Origin of the sequence: Microvirga sp. 2MCAF35 (genome assembly GCF_052115545.1) — a bacterium.
In the GTDB taxonomy this organism is placed as follows: domain Bacteria; phylum Pseudomonadota; class Alphaproteobacteria; order Rhizobiales; family Beijerinckiaceae; genus Microvirga.
Genome location: NZ_JBFRGW010000027.1, coordinates 42,719 through 63,629 on the forward strand (window position 1 = coordinate 42,719; position 20,911 = coordinate 63,629).

A 20,911-nucleotide genomic window follows, 5' to 3' on the forward strand; every position below is an offset into this window, starting at 1 on the left:
TTCGAAGGGTTTAGGTGCCTTATTTCTTCACGCCCTTCTCGTCGAAATAGCGCTGCGCGCCCGGATGCATCGGAACGGGCATGCCGGCAAGCGCGCTCTCGAGCTTGATGTCCTTGGCGGCCGCGTGGGCGGCTGCAAGCTCCGGCAGGCTCTCGTAGATCGCCTTGGTCATCTGGTAGACGGTCTCGTCCTTCACGCCGGAATGGGTGACGAGATAGTTCACGACGGCGGCCGTTTGCACGGGAGCGGTCTGCCCCCCATAGGTATTGGCCGGAATCGTGGCCTTGATGTAGGGCGTGCCGACCTTCTCCACGACGGCGGCCGGGATCTCCACCACGACGATCGGCACCGAAGTAGACAGGTCGCGGATCGACGAGACGCCGAGGCCGGCCGATTGCAGGGTGGCGTCGAGCTGGCGGTTCTTCATCAGTTCGACCGATTCGCCGAAGGGCAGGTATTCGACCTTGCCGAGATCCTTGTAGGTGAGGCCCGCGCCCTGGAGGATGGCCCGGGCATTGAGCTCGGTGCCGGATTTCGGCGCTCCGACCGAGAGGCGCTTGCCCTTCAGATCCGCGAGCGACTTGATGCCGGATTCCTGCGTCGCGACGATCTGGATGTAGTTCGGGTAGATGGCCGTGATACCGCGCAGCTTGTCGAGCTTGCTCTTGAAGCCGGCTTCCTCGTCACCCGCCCAGCCCATGGCGAGGCTGTCGCCGAGGGTGAAGCCGATCTCGCCCTTGCCCTGCTGCAGGAGGGTGAGGTTTTCCACCGATGCCTTCGTGGCCTGGACCGACGGGCGGGAGCCCTGGACCTTCTCCGTGAAGATCTTGGAGAGAGCGACACCCATCGGATAATAGACGCCCGAGGTGCCACCGGTCAGGATGTTGATGAAATCCTGAGCCTGGGCCGGAACGCTGGCGCCCGCAAGCGCAATGGCGGCCGCTGCGCCGACGACGCGGCGCATGACTGTTCGATACATGACGTACTCCCTATCTGACGGCGTAATTGTCGCTACGCCTGTGTGTGGGCCAACATTGACCGCTGACGAAGATTTCTCAAGAGGCTAAGAGGGACTTAATCCTGCCACCTTGGTCGGTAGGGGTGCGTCCTTTCTCAGACCCATGCGCTCATCCATGATCAATCGCCGCCGCTTCCTCCAAACCGCAACCGCCACGGCCGCCCTTGCCGCGCAGGGCTTTTCAGGGAAAGCCCTGGCCCAGCAGGGCCTGAAAATGGGGATCCCCTCCCCGTTCTCGTTCGAAAATCTGAAGAAGCGGGCGCAGGACATGGCCCGCTCGCCCTATGTGGCGCCGCAGAGCCCCTCCCCCGAGGTGCTGGCCCAGATCGACTACGATGCCCACGGCAAGATCCGGTTCAAGACCGATCTGGCGCTCTGGGCCAATGGTCCCAGCGAGTTCCCCGTCACCTTCTTCCACCTGGGGCGCTTCTTCCAGAAGCCGGTGCGCATGCATGTGATCGAGGGGGGCCAATCCCGCGAGATCATCTACGACAGCGACTACTTCGACATGCCGGCGGATTCGCCGGCCCGGAAGCTGCCGGACAATTCGGGCTTCGCCGGCTTCCGTTTCCAGGAGGCCCGCAACGGCAAGCTCGACTGGAGGAAGAACGACTGGGTGGCCTTCCTCGGTGCCTCCTATTTCCGGGCCATCGGCGAGCTCTACCAGTACGGCCTCTCCGCCCGCGGCCTTGCCGTGGACGTGGCCGTTTTCGGGAAGAACGAGGAGTTCCCCGACTTCACCCATGTCTATTTCGAGACCCCGCAGCCGGGCCAGGATACGGTCACGGTCTATGCCCTGCTCGACGGCCCGAGCGTCGCCGGCGCCTACCGGTTCGTCATGCAGCGGGCGGCCGCCGTCATCATGGACATCGATGCCGCCGTCTTCATGCGCCAGGACGTGAGCCGCCTCGGCCTCGCTCCCCTGACCTCCATGTACTGGTACTCCGAGAAGTCGAAGATCACCGCCATCGACTGGCGCCCGGAGATCCACGATTCGGACGGGCTCGCCATGTGGACCGGCAGCGGCGAGCGGATCTGGCGGCCGCTCAACAACCCGCCGCGCATCATCACCTCGGCTTTCGCGGACGAGAATCCCAAGGGGTTCGGCCTGCTCCAGCGCGACCGGAACTTCGACCATTACCTCGACGGCGTCTATTACAACCGCCGTCCGTCCCTCTGGATCGAGCCGCAGGGCACCTGGGGCCGGGGTTCCATCCAGCTCGTCGAGATCCCCACCGACGACGAGATCCACGACAACATCGTGACCATGTGGGTGCCGGCGGACCCGGTGCGCGCGGGCCAGGCCATCGAGCTGCGCTACCGGATGCACTGGTCGGCGGAGGAGCCCTATCCGACCCCGCTTGCCCGCGTGGTCGCCACCCGCTTCGGCAACGGCGGGCAGGCCGGCACCGTCCGGCCGAAGGGCGTGCGCAAGTTCATGGTGGAGTTCCTGGGCGAGCCCCTGACCAAGTTGCCGAACGGCGTGATCCCCCGGCCGGTCCTCAGCGCCTCCCGGGGCGAGTTCTCGAACATCCTCACTGAGGCGGTGCCCAACAACGTGCCCGGTCATTGGCGCACCCAATTCGACCTCACCGTAACCGGAACGGAGCCGGTGGAGATGCGCTGCTACCTGCGCAACGAGAACGAGGTCCTGAGCGAAACCTGGCTCTATCAGTACCATCCTGCGTTCTGAGATATCTCCATATAAACCATACGTTTGATGGGGGCGTATAAAATACTATACGCCCCTGGAAATAGCAGCCGATCCGGTCTATGTAGGGGCCATGTCGCATGGCCATCACCATCATTCCCACGAGCATCGGGCGATTGCCGCCGCTCCGACCTTCTCGCTCCTGCGCCTCTCGGTCGGGCAGCGTCTGGCCGGAACGGCCGTCCTGCTGGCGGGGTTGTGGGTGCTGGTCCTTGGCGTGATGGGGTAACGCATGTCCGCAGCATCGGCCGCCGTCCGTTTCGATGAGGTGACCCTGGGCTACGGCCGCAGGCCCGCCGTGCATCACCTCGATGGGGAGATCCCCTCCGGCTGCCTGATGGCGGTCGTCGGCCCCAACGGGGCCGGCAAGTCGACCCTGCTCAAGGGCATCGTCGGCACGCTCAAGCCCCTCGAAGGCCATATCCGCTGCCATGCCTCCCCGGGCATCGCCTATCTGCCTCAGGCCGCCGAGATCGACCGGTCGTTTCCGCTCTCCGTCTACGATCTGGTCGCCATGGGCCTCTGGTCCCGCACCGGCCTTTTCGGCGGCATCTCCCGGCGGGACCGCGCCAGGATCGACGAGGCCCTGGCGGCCGTGGGGCTGACCGGCTTCGAGCGGCGCCCGATCTCGACCCTGTCGGGCGGACAGATGCAGCGGGCGCTCTTCGCGCGCCTTCTCCTCCAGGATGCCCCGGTGATCCTGCTCGACGAGCCGTTCACGGCCATCGACGCCAAGACGACCGCCGACCTGCTCGATCTGGTGCGCCGCTGGCATGCGGAAGCCCGCACCGTCGTCGCCGTGCTGCACGATCTCGACATGGTCAGGCGCGCCTTCCCGCAGACCCTGCTGATCGCCCGCGAGCCGGTGGCCTGGGGCGAGACGGTCGAGGTGCTGAACCCCGAGAATCTCCTGAAGGCCCGGCGCATGGTCGAGGCCTACGATCCGCACGCGGAAATCTGCCACCGCAACGTCGCGTAGGGAACCGCTCATGCTCGACCTGTTCTATACGCCGTTCTCCGAATTCGAGTTCATGCAGCGCGCCCTCGTGGGCGTGATCGCCATCGCGCTCGGCGGCGGGCCCGTGGGCGTCTTCCTGATGCTGCGCCGCATGAGCCTGACCGGCGACGCCATGGCCCATGCGATCCTGCCCGGCGCGGCCGTGGGCTATCTCGTGGCTGGACTGTCGCTGCCGGCCATGACCGTCGGCGGATTGTTCGCGGGCGTGATCGTCGCGGTCGCGGCGGGCCTCGTCTCCCGCTTCACCTCCCTGAAGGAGGATGCCTCGCTCGCGGCGTTCTACCTGCTGTCCCTGGCGCTCGGTGTCACCATCGTGTCGCTTCGCGGCTCGAACGTGGACCTGCTCCATGTGCTGTTCGGCACGGTGCTCGCCCTCGACGACAGCACGCTGCTGCTGCTCGCCTCCATCTCGACCATCACGGTTCTGGCCCTCGCGGTGCTCTACCGGCCGCTCGTGCTCGAATGCGTTGATCCGATCTTCCTGCGCTCCGTGAGCCGTGCCGGCACGCCGACGCACCTGATCTTCCTCGGGCTCGTCGTGATGAACCTCGTCGGAGGCTTCCATGCGCTCGGAACCCTGCTCTCCGTCGGCATGATGATGCTGCCCGCCGCCGCATCGCGCTTCTGGACCAGCGACATCACCATGATGATGCTGGTCTCCATCGCCATCGGCATCCTGTCCGGATTGAGCGGCCTCCTGCTCTCGTTCCATGCGGAGCTGCCCGCGGGACCGGCGATCATCCTCTCGGCCGGCGCCGTCTACGTGATCTCCCTCGTGCTCGGGCGCGAGGACGGCCTGCTGTGGCTCGCATGGCCCGGCAGGCATCTGGAAGCCTGACCCTCCTCATCAAGGATCAAGATCCATGCTGACGCGAAGAGCTGCCGTATCCCTTCTGGCAGGATGCCTCACCCTTGCCGCCTCGTCGCTGCCGGTGGTTGCGCAGAATGTCGAGAAGCTGAAGGTAGTCGCAACCTTCTCGATCCTCGGCGACATGGTGCGCAATGTCGGCGGCGAGCGCGTCGAGGTGACGACCCTCGTCGGCCCGAACGGCGACGCGCATGTCTATTCCCCGACGCCCGCCGACGGACGGCGCCTGTCCGAAGCGAAGGTCGTCTTCACCAACGGGCTGAAGTTCGAGGGCTGGATCGACCGCCTCGTGAAATCCTCGGGCACCAAGGCGGTGAAGGTCGAAGCCGCCAAGGGCATCAAGACCCTGTCCGGCGAAGACAATCACCATGCTCACGATCATGGTGGTGCCGACCCCCATGCCTGGCAGAACATCGGCAACGCCAAGATCTACGTGGCCAACATCCGCGATGCCCTGATCGCCGCCGACGCAGCCGGCAAGACGGTCTACGAGGCCAATGCCAGCTCCTATCTCAACCGGCTCGACGGGCTGGACGCGGAGGTGAAAGGCCTCGTCGCCAAGATCCCCCCCGAGCGGCGCAAGCTCATCACCTCCCATGATGCCTTCCGCTATTTCGAGGCGGCCTACGGCATCGACTTCGTGTCCCCTCAGGGCGTCTCGACGGAATCGGAGGCCTCCGCCAAGGACGTGGCCCGGATCATCCAGCAGATCAGGCGCGAGAAGATCACCGCCGTCTTCGTGGAGAACGTCTCGGACGCCCGCCTGATGGAGCGCATAGCCCAGGAAACAGGCGCTAGAATCGGAGAACGGGTCTATTCCGACGCGCTCTCGAACGAGAACGGCCCTGCTGCCACTTACATTGATATGATGAGACACAATATAAGGGCTTTCAGCGCGGCTCTGTCGAGCTGAAAGCCATCCTCCCCTTGAGGGGGAGGGTCGGAGCGCGTAAGCGCTCCGGGGTGGGGTGGCAGCGCAACCTCACCCAGTCTGGTGTTTCCACCCCACCTCGGCCTGTTCGGCCGATCCTCCCCCTCAAGGGGAGGATGAAAGTTGCGGATTATCGCGATGACCGACAAGATTCCCGTCACTGTCCTCACAGGCTATCTCGGCGCCGGCAAGACCACCCTTCTCAACCGCATCCTCACCGAGCAGCACGGCAAGAAATATGCCGTGATCGTCAACGAGTTCGGCGAGATCGGCATCGACAACGAGCTCGTCGTCGGCGCCGACGAGGAAGTGTTCGAGATGAACAACGGATGCATCTGCTGCACCGTGCGCGGCGACCTGATCCGCATTCTCGACGGGCTGATGAAGCGCAAGGGCAAGTTCGACGCCATCATCGTCGAGACCACCGGCTTGGCCGACCCGGCCCCCGTGGCCCAGACCTTCTTCATGGACCAGGACGTCTCCGACACCGCCCGCCTCGACGCCGTGGTGACCGTCGCCGACGCCAAGTGGCTGTCCGACCGGCTGAAGGACGCGCCCGAGGCGAAGAACCAGATCGCCTTCGCGGACGTGATCATCCTCAACAAGATCGATCTCGTCTCCGAGACGGAACTGGAGGAGGTCGAGGCGCGCATCCGCGCCATCAACCCCTACGCCAAGGTCCACCGCACCCAGAACTGCGCCATCCCGATCTCCGAGGTGCTCGACCGCAAGGCCTTCGACCTCGACCGGATCATCGAGTTGGAGCCCGACTTCCTGGAGGAAGGCCACCACCATCACCACGACGAGGAGATGCAATCCGTCTCCGTCGCCATCGACGGCGAGGTGGATCCGGAAAAGTTCATGCCCTGGATCTCGAACCTCACGCAGGTCGAGGGGCCGAACATCCTGCGCTGCAAGGGTATCGTGGCGTTCCCGAACGAGCCGAAGCGCTTCGTCTTCCAGGGCGTTCACATGATCCTCGACGGCGACGTGCAGGGCGAATGGAAGCCCGGCGAGAAGCACACCTCGAAGGTGGTCTTCATCGGCCGCGACCTGAACGAAAAGGCGATCAAGGAAGGATTCCTGGCCTGCGCGGCCTGACGGCTGCGGAATCGGACCTGAAGAGGTGTCCCCTTGCGGGTCCGATGCTATATGGCAGCGCGCATGAAGGAATCGCTTTGATGAGTAGTGGAACCGCTCCGTCCCTGACCCAGAACGTGACGCCTCTCGCGGCAGGCACGCATGTCACGGCCATCGGCTGGCTGAAAGGCACGGCCGCCTTCGGCCTCGGCGAAGGCGGCGTTCTCCTGGCCAAGGACGGCGAGAGCCATCGCGTCGAAGCGCATCCGGATGCGGGCGTGCTGGTGGCGGCCAGCGACGGCGAGCGCTTCGTCACCGGCGGCGACGACGGCCGCGTCGCCGTCACGGGCGCCGACGGATCCACGAAGACCCTTGCGGAAACCAAGGGCGCGTGGATCGACTCGCTCGCCATCAATGCGGGCGGGGCCTTCGCCTATGGCGTCGGCAAGCGCGTGATCGCCCGCGACGACAAGGGGCGGGAGAAGATTCTCGAGGTTCCCTCGGCGGCCCGCGGCCTCGCCTTCGCGCCCAAGGGCTACCGGCTGGCGATCTCCCATTACAACGGCGCGACGCTCTGGTTCCCCAACGTGGATGCCAAGCCCGAACCCCTGGAATGGAAGGGCTCCCATCTCGACATCACTTGGTCGCCCGATGCCCGCTTCGTGGTGACCTCCATGCAGGAGAACGCGCTGCACGGCTGGCGGCTCATCCCCGACAAGGGCCACATGCGCATGAGCGGCTATCCGTCGAAGACGCGCTCCTTGTCCTGGTCGGGCGACGGCAAGTGGCTCGCCACCTCCGGGGCCGAAGCGGCGATCATCTGGCCCTTCGAATCGAAGGAAGGCCCTATGGGCAAGGCGCCGCGGGAATGCGGCGTGCGTCCGGCCAAGGTGAGCCGGGTGGCCTTTCACCCGAACACCCTCGTGTTGGCGGTCGGCTACGAGGACGGCTGCATCCTGCTCATCCGCCTCAACGACGCCTCGGAGCTTCTGGTCCGCCCGGCCGTCAAGGACAGCGGCATTACGGCCATGGCCTGGGACAAGGGCGGCAAGCGCCTCGCCTTCGGCTGCGAGGACGGCCAGGCAGGCATCCTGACCCTGCCGTGAGATCGCCCGTGGCCCTGTTCGGCGCTTTCCTGAGAGGCACGTTCGGCCTGCCGAAGCCCGACAGGCAGGCTGTCGACCGGGTGAAGGACCTCGCCCGCGCGGCCCTTCAGGCCACGCCGGACACCGCCTTCGCGGTCAACGAAATCGCCTGCAACGACCCTGGCTGCCCCGGGATCGAGACCGTGATCCTGGTGATGGAGCCGGGCCGGAAGACCAGGGCGCTCAAAATCCCCAAGTCCCTCGACGAAGTCGTGGAACAAGATATCGTCAAGGTTCTTGATCCTTGAAGGGATTGAAGCTTGTCCAGAATCGTCCGCATCGTCGCTTTCGGATTGGGCCTGTGCGGCGGCATCGTCGCCTCGCAGGGGCCTGAATTCGGCCAGCAGTACCGTCAGCGCCTCGGGGGCGCCATCGACGAGTTGCGGCAGGTGATCGCGCGCTTCGATGCGGATGCACAGGCCAGCGGCGAGACCGAGGCGAGCGCCATCGCCCGCCTGCGCTCCAACACGGACGATTTCGTCAGCCGCCAGGGCGCGGCCATGCAGGCCAATGTGGAGCGATTGGGCCGCCTGGAGACCCATCGCGGCGCCATGGTGCAGGCGGGTCCCTTCGCCCGTATCGCCCTGATGGTGCGCGACGGCGACCGGGACGTGATGGAGGCGGTCTATCGGGATTTCGAGCCGGCTTTGCCGGTGACCGAGGAGGGCATTCTTTCATCCGCGATCGGCTTTGTCACCCTATGGGGTGGCGTGCTTCTGCTAACAGGCTTCATCCGCAGCCTGTGGCGTCGGCCCAGGCGGATTACCAGGGTTTCGGCCTAAAGCATCGAACTCAAAAGTGGGTACCGGTTTTGCGTGGAAAGATGCGAGAAACAAAGACTTAGAGCATCGGACGTGAGTTCGAATTCACGTCCGATGCTCTAGCCCGCTTGCGATACCCTCCGTCCTCATCCTGAGGAGCAGCGAAGCTGCGTCTCGAAGGATCGTCCAGAGTGCATTGGAGACGCCCTCGTCCTTCGAGACGCTTCGCTCCTCAGGATGAGGGCTCAGGTAAGTGTCCCATAAAGACATCGTTCTAAAATGTAGTCGGATGCGGCCCCTTCTTAAGCCCCGCGCTCCGGCTTTCCGGCCAACACCACGTAGAATCCCAAACCGTCCTGCGCCGGCAGGGTCTGCAGCCGGTCGATCCAGCCGCGTTTCTTGGCATCCAGCAGAGCCTTGCCGACCGGCTGGAACAGGGTCTCGCCGCCGCCTTCCGGCGGCGGATCGAGGCGGATGGCGACCGATTTCGGCGCGGCGAAGCGGCTGCGCTCCAGCATGTCCTGGATCGATGCTTCCGCCTTTTCCCGCGAGACGTCCCGCAGATCGAGCACGCTCTCGGCATCCGTGACGCCAAGGCCGCCGCGGAGCTTGCCGGCATAGAATTCCTCGAAATGGGGCATCTCTGCTCACTCCATCCGTCATGCCCGGGCATGACGCATTTGCTACCGCACCAGAACGTTCCGGAACTGCCACGGATCGGAGGTGTCGATGTCCTCCGGGAAGAACCCGGGCCGATCGGTGAGCGGCGTCCAATCCGTGTAGTACCCCTTCACCGGGCCGAGATAGGGCATCTGAACCTCGAGGCAGCGGCGGAAATCCATCTCGTCGGCCTCGACGATGCCCGCGTTCGGATTTTCCAGCGCCCAGACCATGCCGGCGAGCACGGCGGAGGTCACCTGGAGGCCGGTGGCATTCTGGTACGGCGCGATGCGGCGCGTCTCCTCGATGGAGAGCTGCGAGCCGTACCAGTAGGCGTTCTTGCCATGGCCGTAGAGCAGCACGCCGAGTTCATCGATGCCGTCGACGATCTCGTTCTCGTCGAGGATGTGCTGCTCCTCCTGCACCTTCCCGGCATTGCCGAACATCTCGTGCAGCGAGAGCACGGCCTCGTTGCAGGGGTGATAGGCGTAGTGGCAGGTCGGACGGTACACGGCCTTGCCGTTCTCGCGCACGGTGTAATAGTCCGCAATCGAGATCGCCTCGTTGTGCGTCACGAGGAAACCGTGCTGCGAGCCGGGCGTCGGGCACCACGTGCGCACGCGGGTGGCGGCGCCGGGCTGGAGCAGGTAGATCGCCTGTGCGTCGGGCCCGAGCGTGCCGGCATTCTCCGGCATCCACTTTTCATGCGTGCCCCAGCCGAGCTCGGCCGGCTGCAGGCCTTCCGACACGAAGCCGTCCACCGACCAGGTGTTCACGAAGGTGCCCATGGGCTTCTCGGACTTGGCGCGCTGCGTGTCGCGCTCGGCGATGTGGATGCCCTTCACGCCCACTTGGCGAGCCAGATGCGCCCAGTCTTCGCGGCTCTTGGGCTCGTCATAGGTCAGCCCGAGTTCGCCCGCGATGTTGACGAGGGCCTGCTTGACGAACCAGGACACCATGCCGGGATTGGCGCCGCAGCAGGACACCGCCGTGGTGCCGCCCGGATTGCGCTTGCGCGCCTCCATGGTGATCTCGCGCAGCGCGAAATTCGTGCGCGATTCCGGTCCCTTGCTCTTGTCGAAATAGAAACCGGGCCAGGGCTCGTTGACAGTGTCGATGTAGAAGCAGTTGAGCGAGCGGCACAGCTCCATGATATCTACAGAGCCCGTATCCACCGAGAGGTTGACGCAGAAGCCCTGGCCGCCGCCGGCGGTGAGCAGCGGCGTGAGCAGCTCGCGGTAATTGTCCTTGGTCACGGCCTGCTGGATGAAGCGGATGCCGCGCTCATCCAGAAGCTCCTTGTGCTTCTCCTGCGGATCGATGACCACGAAGCGGCTCTTGTCGTATTCGAAATGGCGTTCGATGAGCGGCAGGGTGCCCTGGCCGATCGAGCCGAAGCCGATCATGACGATGGGGCCGGTGATGCGACCGTGAACGGGCCAAGTGGTCATCAGATCCGTCTCCTTTGGAAAGCAGCGATGGAAAAGGTAAACGCCCAGTGGCGGATTTGGGCGCATCTAGGATTGAGGAGCCCCCGGGGTCAATGGTTGTGGCCCCTCGCAGGCATCGAAGGGTATTTTCCTTGCGGATGGCGAAGGCCGCATGACGACGGCCCTGTTATGCTCATTTCGTCCTCGACATCGTGCAACAGAGCTGCATGATCGCGGATCTTCGTCTCTCAGCCGGCTCCGACCGATGAAATTCCACGATCTTGTCAGGCAGCATTGGCGCGTCATCGGCCTCGGCTTCGCGCTGACGTTCCTGTCCTCCTTCGGACAGACCTTCTTCATCTCCCTTTCGGGCCCGAATATCCGCGAGGCCTTCGGCCTGACGCACGGCGCCTTCGGGTCCATCTACTCCGTGGCAACCCTGTCGTCAGGCCTCCTCATGATCTGGGTCGGCAGCGTCATCGACCGGGTCGATATCCGGCTCTATGCCACCACGGCCATGCTTGGCCTGACGGTGGCGGCCGTCAGCCTGTCCCTTGCGCCCAACCTTCTCGTGCTGGGCCTCAGCCTTTTCGCCTTGCGTCTCTTCGGCCAGGGAATGCTCAGCCACGCAGGGGTGATGAGCACGGCCCGCCTGCACGAGGGCGTGCGCGGCAGGGCCCTGGGCGTGGCGGCCCTCGGCTTTCCGGCCGGCGAAGCGACCCTGCCGGCCGTCGCCATCGCACTGATCGCAGCCTTCGGGTGGACGGGTGCCTGGCGTGTCGCCGCGCTCGCGATCATCGTCGCGCTGAGCCTCGGCTGGCTGCTCGGCATTCTCCTGAAGGGAAAGGATGCCGACCTCGATGGAGCGGCCCGGCAGAAGGCCTCGAGCGGCGCCGGCCCGCGCTGGAGCGACATCCTGCGCGACTGGCGCTTTCTTGCGCTGATCCCCACCATGATCGGCTATCCGGCCATCATGACCGCGTACTTCTTCCATCAGCGTTTCATCGCCGATGTGAAGGGCTGGTCGCTGGAGCTTCTGGCGAGCAGCATCACGCTCTTCGCGCTGGTATCCGTCGCGGTTGCCATGAGCGCGGGCAGTTTCGTCGACCGTTTCGGCGCCGTGCGTCTCAGCCATTTCTACCTCGCCGGCATGACGGTGGCATCCATCACTCTTGCCATGTTCGACGACCCTTATCTGCCGCTCGTGTTCTTCGGCCTGATCGGTTTGACGTCAGGGTGCACCAACGTGGTGATCGCAGCCGTCCTGGCTGAGCTTTTCGGCACCACGCATCTCGGCAAGATCCGCGCGCTCGCAGGCGCGATCATGGTGGTGGCCTCGGCCGCGACGCCGGGCGCCATCGGCCTCCTGTTCGACGCGGAGGTGACACTCGAAGCGATCTGCTTAGGGTTTGCCGCCTACATGATCGCGGCGGCTGCCATCACCTTCGTGCTGCCCAATCCGAGGGCCGCGCACTTGCAGCCCTCGGAGGGATAAGGCGGCGTCAGAGCGCCGGGCGAAGGCCCGCCAGCGTGCCCTGCGCTGCGGCGGCCACGAGAGCGCCGAGATCGGGCTTCTGCTCGACAGCACCCGTGGCGGACACGAGTCCGTGCGCACCATCGAGCGCGCCGGTCTCGAATTCGAGCGCCAGGAAGCGGTGACGCTCGTAGGGACCCGGCAGCCAGAGGGAGCCGGTCTTGTCGGTCGAGAAGCCGAAGCGCTCGTAATAGGGCGCATCGCCCACCAGCAGCACCGCCTTATGGCCGAGATCGGCCGCGCGCTTGAGCGCCTCGCGCATCAGCTTGCCGCCGAGGCCGAGGCTCTGCACGGACGGGTCGATGGCGATGGGCCCGAGCATCAGGGCCGGACGGTTCGGACCGGCCGAGATGTGCCACAGGCGCACCGTGCCGATGATCTCAGCCTGCCGGTCGATGACCAGAGACAGGCCGTCGGCCGGCATCCTGCCCTCGCGCAGGCGTTCGCAGGTCTTCTCGAACCGGGCGGGTCCAAAGCAGGCATCGAGCAGAGCCTCGCGCGCCTCGACATCGCGGAAGGTTTCTTCGCGGATCGTGATCATGGCCGTGGCCTCCCAAAACACGTGGGGTGAGCGACAGCCCTCGCACCGGCCTGAAATCAAGCCGGCCGTCCGGGACAACTCTGTTGGGGTTGATGCCTGTCCCATTCAACGAGACAGGCGGGACGTGATTTTCTTAGCGACGCATTTTCTTCCGCAAAACCGGAGGTCCACTTTTGCGGAAAATGCTTCAGATCACGTAGGACTTGAGCGGCGGGAAGCCGTTGAACGCGACCGCCGAGTAGGTGGTCGTGTAGGCGCCCGTGCCCTCGATCAGCACCTTGTCGCCGATCTCCAGCGAGACGGGGAGCAGGTAGGGCTCCTTCTCGTAGAGAACGTCGGCCGAGTCGCAGGTGGGACCCGCGAGCACGCACGGCACCTTGCGGTCGTCGTCGCGCTCGCTGCGGATCGGATAGCGGATCGACTCGTCCATCGTCTCGGCGAGACCACCGAACTTGCCGATGTCGAGATAGACCCAGCGCACCTCGTCCTCGTCGCGGCTCTTCTTCGAGACGAGAACGACCTCGGCCTCGATGACGCCTGCGTTGCCGACCATGCCGCGGCCCGGCTCGATGATCGTCTCCGGAATGCGGTTGCCGAAGTGCTTCGACAGCGCCCGGAAGATCGACTCGCCGTAAGCCTCCACCTGAGGCACCGTCTTCAGGTACTTCGTCGGGAAGCCGCCGCCGAGATTGACCATCGACAGGTGGATGCCGCGATGGGCGCATTCACGGAAGATCGCGGAAGCGGACCCGAGAGCCTGATCCCAGGCTTCCGTGTTGCGCTGCTGCGAGCCCACGTGGAACGACACGCCGTAAGCCTCCAGGCCCTGACGATAGGCATGCTCCAGCACGTCCACGGCCATCTCGGGCACGCAGCCGAACTTGCGGGAGAGCGGCCACTCGGCGCCGGCGCCGTCGCACAGGATGCGGCAGAACACCTTGACCTCGGATGCATCGATGCCGGCCGTGGCCGCCGCGCGAGAAATCTTCTCGACTTCGGCCTCGCAATCGACCGCGTAGAGGCGCACGCCGAGCTCGAGGGCGCGCACGATGTCGCGCTCCTTCTTGATCGTGTTGCCGAAGGAGATGCGCTCGGGCGTCGCGCCGGCATCCAGCGCGAGCTGGATCTCGACCACGGACGCCGTGTCGAAGCACGAGCCGAGCTCGGCCAGGAGCTTCAGCACCTGCGGCTCCGGGTTGGCCTTCACGGCGTAGAACACGCGCGTGTCGGGGAGCGCACGGGCAAACTTGGAGTAGTTGTCGCGCACGACCTCGAGGTCGACGACCACGCACGGGCCGTCCTCACGTCGGTTGCGCAGGAATTCACGGATGCGCTGAGTCATGGCGCTCTCCCCACCAAAGGTTCAATGGAGGTCTTCAAGCCTCCGGATTGAAGTTCAGACGATCAGGATGTCCTGCCGTCCGGCGTCAGCGAGGGAAGACGACATCCCGCTTCGTGCGATGGAGACACGAGAAGCGGCGATGGGTTCTTCACCCGACGATGCTGCCTTGGATTGGATGGGGATACTCCATCCGCACGCCTGGCAATGATAAACAAGCCTCTTCGGTGTTGACCTTTGGAGGGCCAACGAGACCAAAAAAGCCCGTTCGTCGTTGCTTTAAGTCGCGTCCCCCGTTGAGAACGAGGTGCGCCGGTTTTCGCCTCCGGCTGCCGGTTAGGGGTATCGAAAGCTAGGACGCTCTCGGGCGGCTGTCCGGCCTCTTGTCCGGATGCCCACCAACCGGCACGCGACCACAGGCACGTGCGAAATTGGGCAAGCGGGAGATAAGCATATTCGCCGGGGATCACAAGACCTTTTCGGACCCCTCCGAGGATTTTTTTAACCCTGCCGGGACCTGTGTCTTGCCCGCATCACCGTTCAGGCTCCATTAAGCGCGACAGGTACACGGAAGACGATCCGGGCCCATATTCAAAGGTCTGACTTCCGGCCATTTTTTCACTTTCAGTCGAGAACGTTCCGCAGCCATGACGAACCTGTCCCGCCGCATCCTCCTGCAAAGCCTGCTCGCAGCCACCGCGCTGCCTGCCTTGAACCGGCAGAGTTGGGCCCAGCAGCAGAACGGCGTGCCGGCGCCCAATCCCTTCCGCTATGAGGACGTGGTGCGCCGGGCCCGGGAACTCGCGGCCGTGCCCTACGAGGCGCCGAACGTGCAGCTGCCCGAGCCCCTCAACCGGCTCAGCTTCGACGATTACCGGGACATCCGCTTCCGCCCGGACAAGGCTCTCCTCGGCTCCGGCAACGGGCCGTTCCGGATGCAGCTTTTCCATCCCGGCTTTCTCTACCAGCAGCCCGTGACGGTGAACATCATCCGCGACGGCGTCCCGACGCCGATCCCCTACCAGCGGGAGCTGTTCGATTACGGCCGCAACAAGATCGAGCGGCCGCTGCCGGTCAATCTCGGCTTTGCGGGCTTTCGCCTCCATTACCCCCTGAACACCCCGAAGGTCTTCGACGAGCTGATCGCCTTCCTGGGTGCGAGCTATTTCCGCTTCCTCGGGGCCGGTCAGAAATACGGCCTCTCGGCGCGCGGCCTCGCGATCAACGTGGAAGGCGGCGAAGCGGAGGAGTTTCCGCATTTCCGCGAATTCTGGATCGAGATGCCCAAGCCCAACGACGAGCGGGCCATCATCTATGCCCTCCTCGACAGCCCCTCGGTCGCCGGCGCCTACCGGTTCGAGGTCTACCCGTCGAAGGAAACGACCCTCGACGTCACGGCAACGCTGTTCCCGCGCCAGACCATCGCCAATGTGGGGGTCGCCCCCCTCACATCCATGTTCTTCGAGGGCGAGAACGACCGGAAGCCGACGGACGATTACCGCCTCGAAATCCACGATTCGGACGGACTTCTCATACAATCCGGCGCAGGCGAATGGATCTGGCGTCCCTTAAGCAACCCGACCCGCAAGAGAATCTCGTCCTTCAGCGACAACAATCCCCGCGGCTTCGGCCTGATGCAGCGCGACCGGGTGTTCGAGAACTATCAGGATATCGAAGCCTATTACCACCAGCGCCCCGGCTACTGGGTCGAGCCCATCGGGCAATGGGGCGAGGGCTGGGTCGAGCTGGTCGAACTTCCGACGCCGGACGAAACCCATGACAACATCGTGGCCTATTGGCAGCCGAACCGGCCGTTCGAGCCGGGACAGGAGATCGTCCTGTCCTATCGCCTGCGGGCCCTGTCGGCGATCGGCGCCATGCATACGGGCGGAAAGGTGATCAACACCTTCCAGACGCCTCCCCGCGCCAGCGGATCGAACGCGCCGAGCGACCAGGGGCACCGCCGCTTCATCATCGATTTCGCGGGCGGCAACCTGGCCTACTATCTCGGCGCTCCAGAGCAGGTGCAGATCGTCCCCTCCACCTCGGCCGGGCAGATCAGCAACACCTTCATCATGCCCAACAGCCACACGAACGGCTTCAGGGCGGCCATCGACGTGAAGCTGGAGCCAGGCCAATCCACCGACCTGCGCGCCTTCTTGCGCGCCGGTAACAAGGCCCTGACGGAAACCTGGACCTACCCTTGGGCGGTGGAGTGATCCACTTCGACATCGGTGACATGGCCGGGCTTGTTGTAGCCATTTCGATCATGTGAGGCGCGCCGTCTCTCCCTCTCCCGTGTGGGAGAGGGGATGAGCGCTCATCACGTCATGGCCGGCCTTGTGCCGGCCATCCCGATGCTGTGAAGCGCGGCGTTTCAGTCAATCGGGATCACCGGCACGAGGCCGGTGATGACGTAGAGAGGTGGTCAGGGCAGAGACATGTTCTCACTTTGTTCTTGACAGCTGGCTCAACCTTGGCTATATCATTGCGCATCCTCACCTGACGAGGGGCGCGCTCGCGAGGCGTCGCAGTTGTGGGGTGGGGAACGGTCCGGTCGCAGGCCTCGCAAACCTGTGGCCGGAGGCCCTTGGCAGTCTTGCGCTGGTCCAAGTCTAAACGCCTAAAAGAACCGTGCGCGAGGAGCCGTCGGGTTCTTCACTGAATTCACACCGAGCCGGACGCCTTCTCGCGCCCTCCCTCGAACCTGAAAGGCTCGCAGCGCAAGCTGCGGGCCCCAAACCGCTGGCTCTTTGACATGGACCGATCAACATGCACTTGCCATCCTCTCGTCAGGAGGCACGAAGACCTTGCCAAGCCTTCCTGAACCGCGCAGAAGCTGACGCGGCCGACGAGCGGCCTGAGCGAAAGGGTCAATGCCGATGAAGCTGAACGCCTGGATCACGGGAGCGCTTGCGGCCTGCCTGAGCGGAAGCGCCCTGGCGCAGCAGCCGCTGACGGAGGTGACCTTCGGCACCAACTGGATCGCGCAGGGCGAGCACGGCGGCTATTACCAGGCCGTGGCCGACGGGACATACGAGAAGTACGGCCTCAAGGTCACCATCGCGCCGGGCGGGCCCCGCGCCAGCAACCGCATGCTCATGACGGTCGGCAAGCTCGACTTCTACATGGGCGGCAGCATGATCCAGGCCTTCTCGGCCGTGGAGAAGGACATTCCCACCATCGTGGTCGCGGCCCATTTCCAGAAGGAGCCGCAGGTGCTCCTGAGCCATCCGGGCCAGGGGCTCGATACCTTTGCGGATTTGAAGAAGTCGAACGACATCCTTCTGTCCAAGGACGGCGTCGCCACCTTCTTCCAGTGGATGAAGGCCGAGTACGGTTTCAAGGACGAGCAGGTGAAGCCCTTCGGCTTCAGCCCGGCCCCCTTCATCGCCAACAAGGCCTCCGTGCAGCAGGGCTACGTCACCTCCGAGCCGCTGACCATCGAGAAGGCCGCGGGTTTCAAGCCCAACGTGTTCCTGCTCGCCGATTACGGCTTCAGCACCTATTCCACCACCGTGGAGACGCGCCGTGAGGTCGTGGAGACACAACCCGATCTCGTGCAGCGCTTCGTCGATGCCTCGACCATCGGGTGGTACAATTATCTTTACGGCGACAGCACGAAGGCGAAGGAACTCATCAAGCGCGACAATCCGGAGATGACGGACGAACTGCTCGACTATTCCCAGGCCAAGATGAAGAAATACGGCATCGTCGATTCCGGCGACACGCGACAGCTCGGCATCGGGGCCATGACGGATGCGCGCATGAAGGACTTCTTCGACAAGATGGTGAAGGCCGGCCTCTTCAAGGCGGATCTCGATTACAGGAAGGCCTATACGCTCCGGTTCGTGAACAAGGGCGTCGGGCTGAACCTGAAGAAGTAAGAGGAGATCGACGCGTTTCGTGTCGCCGCACCCATGATGCAACCCGCGCCCGCGCTTGTTTCTCTCCAGGGGATCTCGAAGATCTTCTCCAGCGGCGTGACGGCTCTTGCCGGCTTCGATCTCGACATCCGCGCGGGCGAGTTCATCTCCCTGCTCGGCCCGTCGGGATGCGGCAAGTCGACGGTGCTGCGCCTCATCGCGGGGCTCGCAGAGCCGACGGAAGGACGCGTGACCTGGCCGGGTTCGCACAATAACGATCATCGCGGCGAGATCGGCTTCGTGTTCCAGGACCCGACGCTGATGCCCTGGGCGAATGTGGCGGACAATGTGTGGCTCCCCTTGCGCCTTCGTGGCGTATCCAGGCGCGATGCGCAGGACCGCATTGCCGAGAGCCTTGCCCTCGTCGGCCTGAGCGACTTCGCCAAGGCCTATCCACGCGAACTCTCCGGCGGCATGCGGATGCGCGTGTCGATTGCCAGAGCCCTGTCCCTGAAGCCCCGGCTGCTGCTCATGGACGAGCCCTTCGCCGCCCTCGACGAGATCGCCCGCTTCAGGCTCAACGACGATCTGCTGCGCCTGCAAAGCGAGCTGCGCTGCACGATCGTGTTCGTGACCCATTCGGTCTACGAGAGTGCGTATCTGTCGAGCCGCATTGCGATCCTATCTCCGCGTCCGGGGCGCGTCGTCGCCGAGATCGAAGGCTTGTCACCCGGACCGCGCGCAAAGGATTTTCGCACCAGCGCGAGCTATACGCAGCTTTGCGGACGGATCTCTGAGTTTTTGCTCGGCCAGACAGCCGGGGAGCGGCTCTGATGGCGCCCGTTCGTCCGCAAGGCAATCTCGCGAAGATCGTTCTGCCGCTTGCCGTCTTCGCGGCGGCCATCGCCGCGTGGGAAGCCGCTGTGCGCTTGAAGGGCATTCCGCCCTACATCCTGCCCGCGCCGAGCGTGATTGCGGAGACCATGGTGGCCGACTGGCCTCTGCTCGGAGCCTCGCTCCTGACGACGCTCGAGACCACCCTCGCGGGGCTTGTCCTCGCGGTTCTCGGCGGCGTGGGTCTAGCGGTGCTGCTGAGCCTGTCGCAGATCGTCGAGTATTCGCTCTATCCGTTCGCCGTCGTGCTCCAGGTCACGCCGGTGATCGCCATCGCGCCCCTGTTGCTGATCTACATGCCGCAGGATGTGGCGGTCCTGGCCTGCGCGTGGCTCGTGGCGTTCTTTCCGGTTCTGTCGAACACGATGCTCGGCCTGCAATCCGTGGACCGGAACCTCATGGAGCTGTTCGAGCTCTACGGGGCCCCCGTGTCGCGAGGCGCCTTCGCGCGGCTCAAGGCACGTTTGAAGGCCCTGTGGTACCTGCGCCGTCCGGCTGCGCTCCCGGCCTTTCTGGCGGGCCTGCGGATCGCGGGCGGCCTGTCCCTGATCGGCGCCGTGGTGGCCGAGATGGCCGCAGGCTCGGCAGGAGCAGGCTCGGGGCTGGCCTATCGCATCATCGAGAGCCAGTACCGGCTCAACATTCCGCGCCTCTTTGCGGCTCTCGTTCTTCTGGCCGCGGCCGGAATCGGGCTGTTCCTGGCCCTGGCCGCGCTCAACCACGTGCTTCTCCGGCGCTGGCACGAAAGCGCAGTTCCCAGGGACGTCTGATCCTTTAGCCTGTTAATAATGTGCCGGCTTGTCATCGTACCGTCATGAGTCAGAGCCATGCTACGCTCGAAAAGCTTCGAAAAGCGAGGGACCATGGATACCGACAACAAGCATCCGGGCATCAAGAGCGTCGGATGGGCTCTGGTTCAAGCCTCGCGCCTGCATCGAAGCCGTACGGGCGACAAGCTCTCGGAACTCGGCCTCTTCGCCGGCCAGGAGCAGGTTCTCCAGGCCCTCAACAATGCCGGTCCCATGACCATGGGGGAACTCGCGGCCATCCTGCGCGTGCGCCCGCCGACCGCGTCCAAGACGGTGTCCCGCCTTTCCAGCCTCAAGCTGGTGGAACGCCACACCGAACCCGGCGATGCCAGGGTCGTTCGCGTGAAGCTCACCAAGGAAGGCAAGCGCAAGGCCGCCGCCATCGACGCCCTTTGGGAGGAAGTCGAGGGCGAGCTGCTCCAGGGCTTCGACAACAAGGACCGCAAGCGCCTGCGCAAGCTGCTGCGCAAGGCCGCCAAGAACCTCGCAGGCCTCACCGGGGCCGATCAGACCGGCTTCGAGGCCGACGACGAGGTGGATGGGTTGGAAGCCGCCGGAGAGCCGGAATTGGCGGCAACCGCCTAATGAGAGGATCAATCTCACAAGTGGGTTTTCCCCTTCAGAATTGTTCCGATGTTTCGCTTCCGGAAGGGCGCACGAGGGTCTTACAAGGCGGACATTCGTATCGGGTCGAGCAAGCGGCTAGAGCATTTTCGATCTGATGCCCAAGTACCGGTTTGTCGAGCACCACCTCGTCGCTTGGCGATAATTCCGGCACTGGCACTCGCTGAACTCATGCCGAAATCTGCTGGTCAGCGGCCATAAAGCTCATAGCTTGGTCATGAATGTTCCCACGACTCGACATCTTAACCTTCAAAGGCGTTAATCTATAACATCTCGCCAGAACACCACCCTGACAGTATGGGCGATAGGATTGTGCGTGAGGAGGGCCTCCCGACGGGCTGTAACACCCTCAACCTTCGCTTCAGCGCGTGCACGGTAGATAGGCCGGCTGGCTCCAAGGAGCCGCCCGAAAAGGGCTACAAAAGGCGACAGCTCGGAATGTGCACGGCTTACGCTCGCCCGCACGAGGTTTTCTGCTTCACCTTGCTGTAGTCCAGGAAGGTTCCGCAATGTGATCGCAGGGGCAACCTTTGGTGGCCAGCCCCCGCGAGGTGGTACGGGGTTAATGTTAGTGCATGATGGGTCGTGGGGCTACGGTGGGTGTGGCCTGCGGAGCTGGTCTGGGTTGCGCAGCCGGCCATAGCACTACCTCGGGTGCGGGTGGCTTGTAGCCGAGCGATGA

Annotated in this window: 20 protein-coding genes; 15 read left to right on the forward strand and 5 right to left on the reverse strand. The window is 64.4% G+C overall.

Features of this window, described 5'->3' with window-relative positions; all coding sequences use genetic code 11:
• Positions 1–19: 19 nt before the first annotated feature.
• Positions 20–979, reverse strand: coding sequence for a TAXI family TRAP transporter solute-binding subunit (locus tag AB4097_RS14545; RefSeq protein ID WP_442040718.1), 960 nt, complete (start codon positions 977–979; stop codon positions 20–22).
• Between the two features lie 154 nt (positions 980–1,133).
• Between AB4097_RS14545 and AB4097_RS14550 the strand changes: the two genes are divergently transcribed.
• The 9 genes from AB4097_RS14550 (at position 1,134) to AB4097_RS14590 (ending at position 8,553) form a co-directional block, all read left to right on the forward strand.
• Positions 1,134–2,711 (forward strand): glucan biosynthesis protein, encoded by a 1,578-nt coding sequence (locus AB4097_RS14550; RefSeq protein ID WP_442040720.1) that lies wholly within the window; start codon positions 1,134–1,136, stop codon positions 2,709–2,711.
• Positions 2,712–2,802: 91 nt separating this feature from the next.
• Entirely contained in the window at positions 2,803–2,958 is a 156-nt protein-coding gene (locus AB4097_RS14555; protein WP_442040722.1) for a hypothetical protein, read from the forward strand.
• Between the two features lie 3 nt (positions 2,959–2,961).
• Positions 2,962–3,708, forward strand: a complete 747-nt coding sequence (gene aztA / locus AB4097_RS14560) for a zinc ABC transporter ATP-binding protein AztA (protein WP_442040724.1) — start codon at positions 2,962–2,964, stop codon at positions 3,706–3,708.
• 10 nt (positions 3,709–3,718) lie between these two features.
• The gene (locus tag AB4097_RS14565) at positions 3,719–4,585 is read left to right on the forward strand and encodes a metal ABC transporter permease (RefSeq protein WP_442040726.1); all 867 of its coding nucleotides are present in this window, start codon (positions 3,719–3,721) and stop codon (positions 4,583–4,585) included.
• A 25-nt stretch (positions 4,586–4,610) separates the two neighbouring features.
• Positions 4,611–5,528, forward strand: coding sequence for a metal ABC transporter substrate-binding protein (locus AB4097_RS14570; protein WP_442040728.1), 918 nt, complete (start codon positions 4,611–4,613; stop codon positions 5,526–5,528).
• Positions 5,529–5,684: 156 nt separating this feature from the next.
• On the forward strand, positions 5,685–6,647 hold the full coding sequence (locus tag AB4097_RS14575; RefSeq protein ID WP_442040730.1) for a CobW family GTP-binding protein: 963 nt from the start codon (positions 5,685–5,687) through the stop codon (positions 6,645–6,647).
• An 80-nt stretch (positions 6,648–6,727) separates the two neighbouring features.
• Positions 6,728–7,732, forward strand: a complete 1,005-nt coding sequence (locus AB4097_RS14580; protein ID WP_442040733.1) for a WD40 repeat domain-containing protein — start codon at positions 6,728–6,730, stop codon at positions 7,730–7,732.
• Positions 7,733–7,740: 8 nt separating this feature from the next.
• Complete coding sequence (locus AB4097_RS14585; RefSeq protein WP_442040735.1) at positions 7,741–8,019, forward strand: hypothetical protein; 279 nt, start codon at positions 7,741–7,743, stop codon at positions 8,017–8,019.
• Between the two features lie 12 nt (positions 8,020–8,031).
• Positions 8,032–8,553 (forward strand): DUF2937 family protein, encoded by a 522-nt coding sequence (locus AB4097_RS14590; RefSeq protein ID WP_442040737.1) that lies wholly within the window; start codon positions 8,032–8,034, stop codon positions 8,551–8,553.
• Between the two features lie 281 nt (positions 8,554–8,834).
• Here AB4097_RS14590 and AB4097_RS14595 read toward each other — a convergent pair whose 3' ends face one another.
• Both AB4097_RS14595 and AB4097_RS14600 read right to left on the reverse strand, forming a co-directional pair.
• Positions 8,835–9,173 (reverse strand): hypothetical protein, encoded by a 339-nt coding sequence (locus tag AB4097_RS14595; protein ID WP_442040739.1) that lies wholly within the window; start codon positions 9,171–9,173, stop codon positions 8,835–8,837.
• Between the two features lie 42 nt (positions 9,174–9,215).
• Complete coding sequence (locus tag AB4097_RS14600) at positions 9,216–10,643, reverse strand: homospermidine synthase (protein WP_442040741.1); 1,428 nt, start codon at positions 10,641–10,643, stop codon at positions 9,216–9,218.
• A gap of 244 nt (positions 10,644–10,887) precedes the next feature.
• Here AB4097_RS14600 and AB4097_RS14605 point away from each other — a divergent pair, with 244 nt between their 5' ends.
• Positions 10,888–12,117, forward strand: coding sequence for an MFS transporter (locus AB4097_RS14605; RefSeq protein WP_442040743.1), 1,230 nt, complete (start codon positions 10,888–10,890; stop codon positions 12,115–12,117).
• Between the two features lie 7 nt (positions 12,118–12,124).
• Here AB4097_RS14605 and AB4097_RS14610 read toward each other — a convergent pair whose 3' ends face one another.
• Both AB4097_RS14610 and AB4097_RS14615 read right to left on the reverse strand, forming a co-directional pair.
• The gene (locus AB4097_RS14610) at positions 12,125–12,697 is read right to left on the reverse strand and encodes a GNAT family N-acetyltransferase (RefSeq protein ID WP_442040745.1); all 573 of its coding nucleotides are present in this window, start codon (positions 12,695–12,697) and stop codon (positions 12,125–12,127) included.
• A gap of 187 nt (positions 12,698–12,884) precedes the next feature.
• Positions 12,885–14,039: a type III PLP-dependent enzyme gene (locus AB4097_RS14615; protein ID WP_442040747.1), complete on the reverse strand. Its 1,155-nt coding sequence runs from the start codon at positions 14,037–14,039 to the stop codon at positions 12,885–12,887.
• A 644-nt stretch (positions 14,040–14,683) separates the two neighbouring features.
• Between AB4097_RS14615 and AB4097_RS14620 the strand changes: the two genes are divergently transcribed.
• The 5 genes from AB4097_RS14620 to AB4097_RS14640 all read left to right on the forward strand — a co-directional run bounded on the left by AB4097_RS14620 (position 14,684) and on the right by AB4097_RS14640 (position 20,190).
• Entirely contained in the window at positions 14,684–16,255 is a 1,572-nt protein-coding gene (locus AB4097_RS14620; protein WP_442040749.1) for a glucan biosynthesis protein, read from the forward strand.
• A gap of 663 nt (positions 16,256–16,918) precedes the next feature.
• The gene (locus AB4097_RS14625) at positions 16,919–17,923 is read left to right on the forward strand and encodes an ABC transporter substrate-binding protein (RefSeq protein WP_442040751.1); all 1,005 of its coding nucleotides are present in this window, start codon (positions 16,919–16,921) and stop codon (positions 17,921–17,923) included.
• 33 nt (positions 17,924–17,956) lie between these two features.
• Positions 17,957–18,736 carry an ABC transporter ATP-binding protein gene (locus AB4097_RS14630; RefSeq protein WP_442040753.1) on the forward strand — a complete coding sequence of 260 codons (780 nt, stop codon included), beginning with the start codon at positions 17,957–17,959 and terminating at the stop codon, positions 18,734–18,736.
• Positions 18,736–19,566, forward strand: a complete 831-nt coding sequence (locus AB4097_RS14635; RefSeq protein ID WP_442040755.1) for an ABC transporter permease — start codon at positions 18,736–18,738, stop codon at positions 19,564–19,566. Before AB4097_RS14630 ends, AB4097_RS14635 begins: the two co-directional genes overlap by 1 nt.
• A 57-nt stretch (positions 19,567–19,623) precedes the next feature.
• Positions 19,624–20,190: a MarR family winged helix-turn-helix transcriptional regulator gene (locus AB4097_RS14640; protein WP_442040757.1), complete on the forward strand. Its 567-nt coding sequence runs from the start codon at positions 19,624–19,626 to the stop codon at positions 20,188–20,190.
• Positions 20,191–20,911: the final 721 nt, after the last annotated feature.

Bases quoted from the DNA above. Each gene is read 5' to 3' on its own strand.
- AB4097_RS14545 (WP_442040718.1), bottom strand. From the start codon at position 979: ATGTATCGAACAGTCATGCGCCGCGTCGTCGGCGCAGCGGCCGCCATT.
- AB4097_RS14550 (WP_442040720.1), top strand. From the start codon at position 1,134: ATGATCAATCGCCGCCGCTTCCTCCAAACCGCAACCGCCACGGCCGCC.
- AB4097_RS14555 (WP_442040722.1), top strand. From the start codon at position 2,803: ATGTCGCATGGCCATCACCATCATTCCCACGAGCATCGGGCGATTGCC.
- aztA (WP_442040724.1), top strand. From the start codon at position 2,962: ATGTCCGCAGCATCGGCCGCCGTCCGTTTCGATGAGGTGACCCTGGGC.
- AB4097_RS14565 (WP_442040726.1), top strand. From the start codon at position 3,719: ATGCTCGACCTGTTCTATACGCCGTTCTCCGAATTCGAGTTCATGCAG.
- AB4097_RS14570 (WP_442040728.1), top strand. From the start codon at position 4,611: ATGCTGACGCGAAGAGCTGCCGTATCCCTTCTGGCAGGATGCCTCACC.
- AB4097_RS14575 (WP_442040730.1), top strand. From the start codon at position 5,685: ATGACCGACAAGATTCCCGTCACTGTCCTCACAGGCTATCTCGGCGCC.
- AB4097_RS14580 (WP_442040733.1), top strand. From the start codon at position 6,728: ATGAGTAGTGGAACCGCTCCGTCCCTGACCCAGAACGTGACGCCTCTC.
- AB4097_RS14595 (WP_442040739.1), bottom strand. From the start codon at position 9,173: ATGCCCCATTTCGAGGAATTCTATGCCGGCAAGCTCCGCGGCGGCCTT.
- AB4097_RS14600 (WP_442040741.1), bottom strand. From the start codon at position 10,643: ATGACCACTTGGCCCGTTCACGGTCGCATCACCGGCCCCATCGTCATG.
- AB4097_RS14605 (WP_442040743.1), top strand. From the start codon at position 10,888: ATGAAATTCCACGATCTTGTCAGGCAGCATTGGCGCGTCATCGGCCTC.
- AB4097_RS14610 (WP_442040745.1), bottom strand. From the start codon at position 12,697: ATGATCACGATCCGCGAAGAAACCTTCCGCGATGTCGAGGCGCGCGAG.
- AB4097_RS14615 (WP_442040747.1), bottom strand. From the start codon at position 14,039: ATGACTCAGCGCATCCGTGAATTCCTGCGCAACCGACGTGAGGACGGC.
- AB4097_RS14620 (WP_442040749.1), top strand. From the start codon at position 14,684: ATGACGAACCTGTCCCGCCGCATCCTCCTGCAAAGCCTGCTCGCAGCC.
- AB4097_RS14625 (WP_442040751.1), top strand. From the start codon at position 16,919: ATGAAGCTGAACGCCTGGATCACGGGAGCGCTTGCGGCCTGCCTGAGC.
- AB4097_RS14630 (WP_442040753.1), top strand. From the start codon at position 17,957: ATGATGCAACCCGCGCCCGCGCTTGTTTCTCTCCAGGGGATCTCGAAG.
- AB4097_RS14635 (WP_442040755.1), top strand. From the start codon at position 18,736: ATGGCGCCCGTTCGTCCGCAAGGCAATCTCGCGAAGATCGTTCTGCCG.
- AB4097_RS14640 (WP_442040757.1), top strand. From the start codon at position 19,624: ATGCTACGCTCGAAAAGCTTCGAAAAGCGAGGGACCATGGATACCGAC.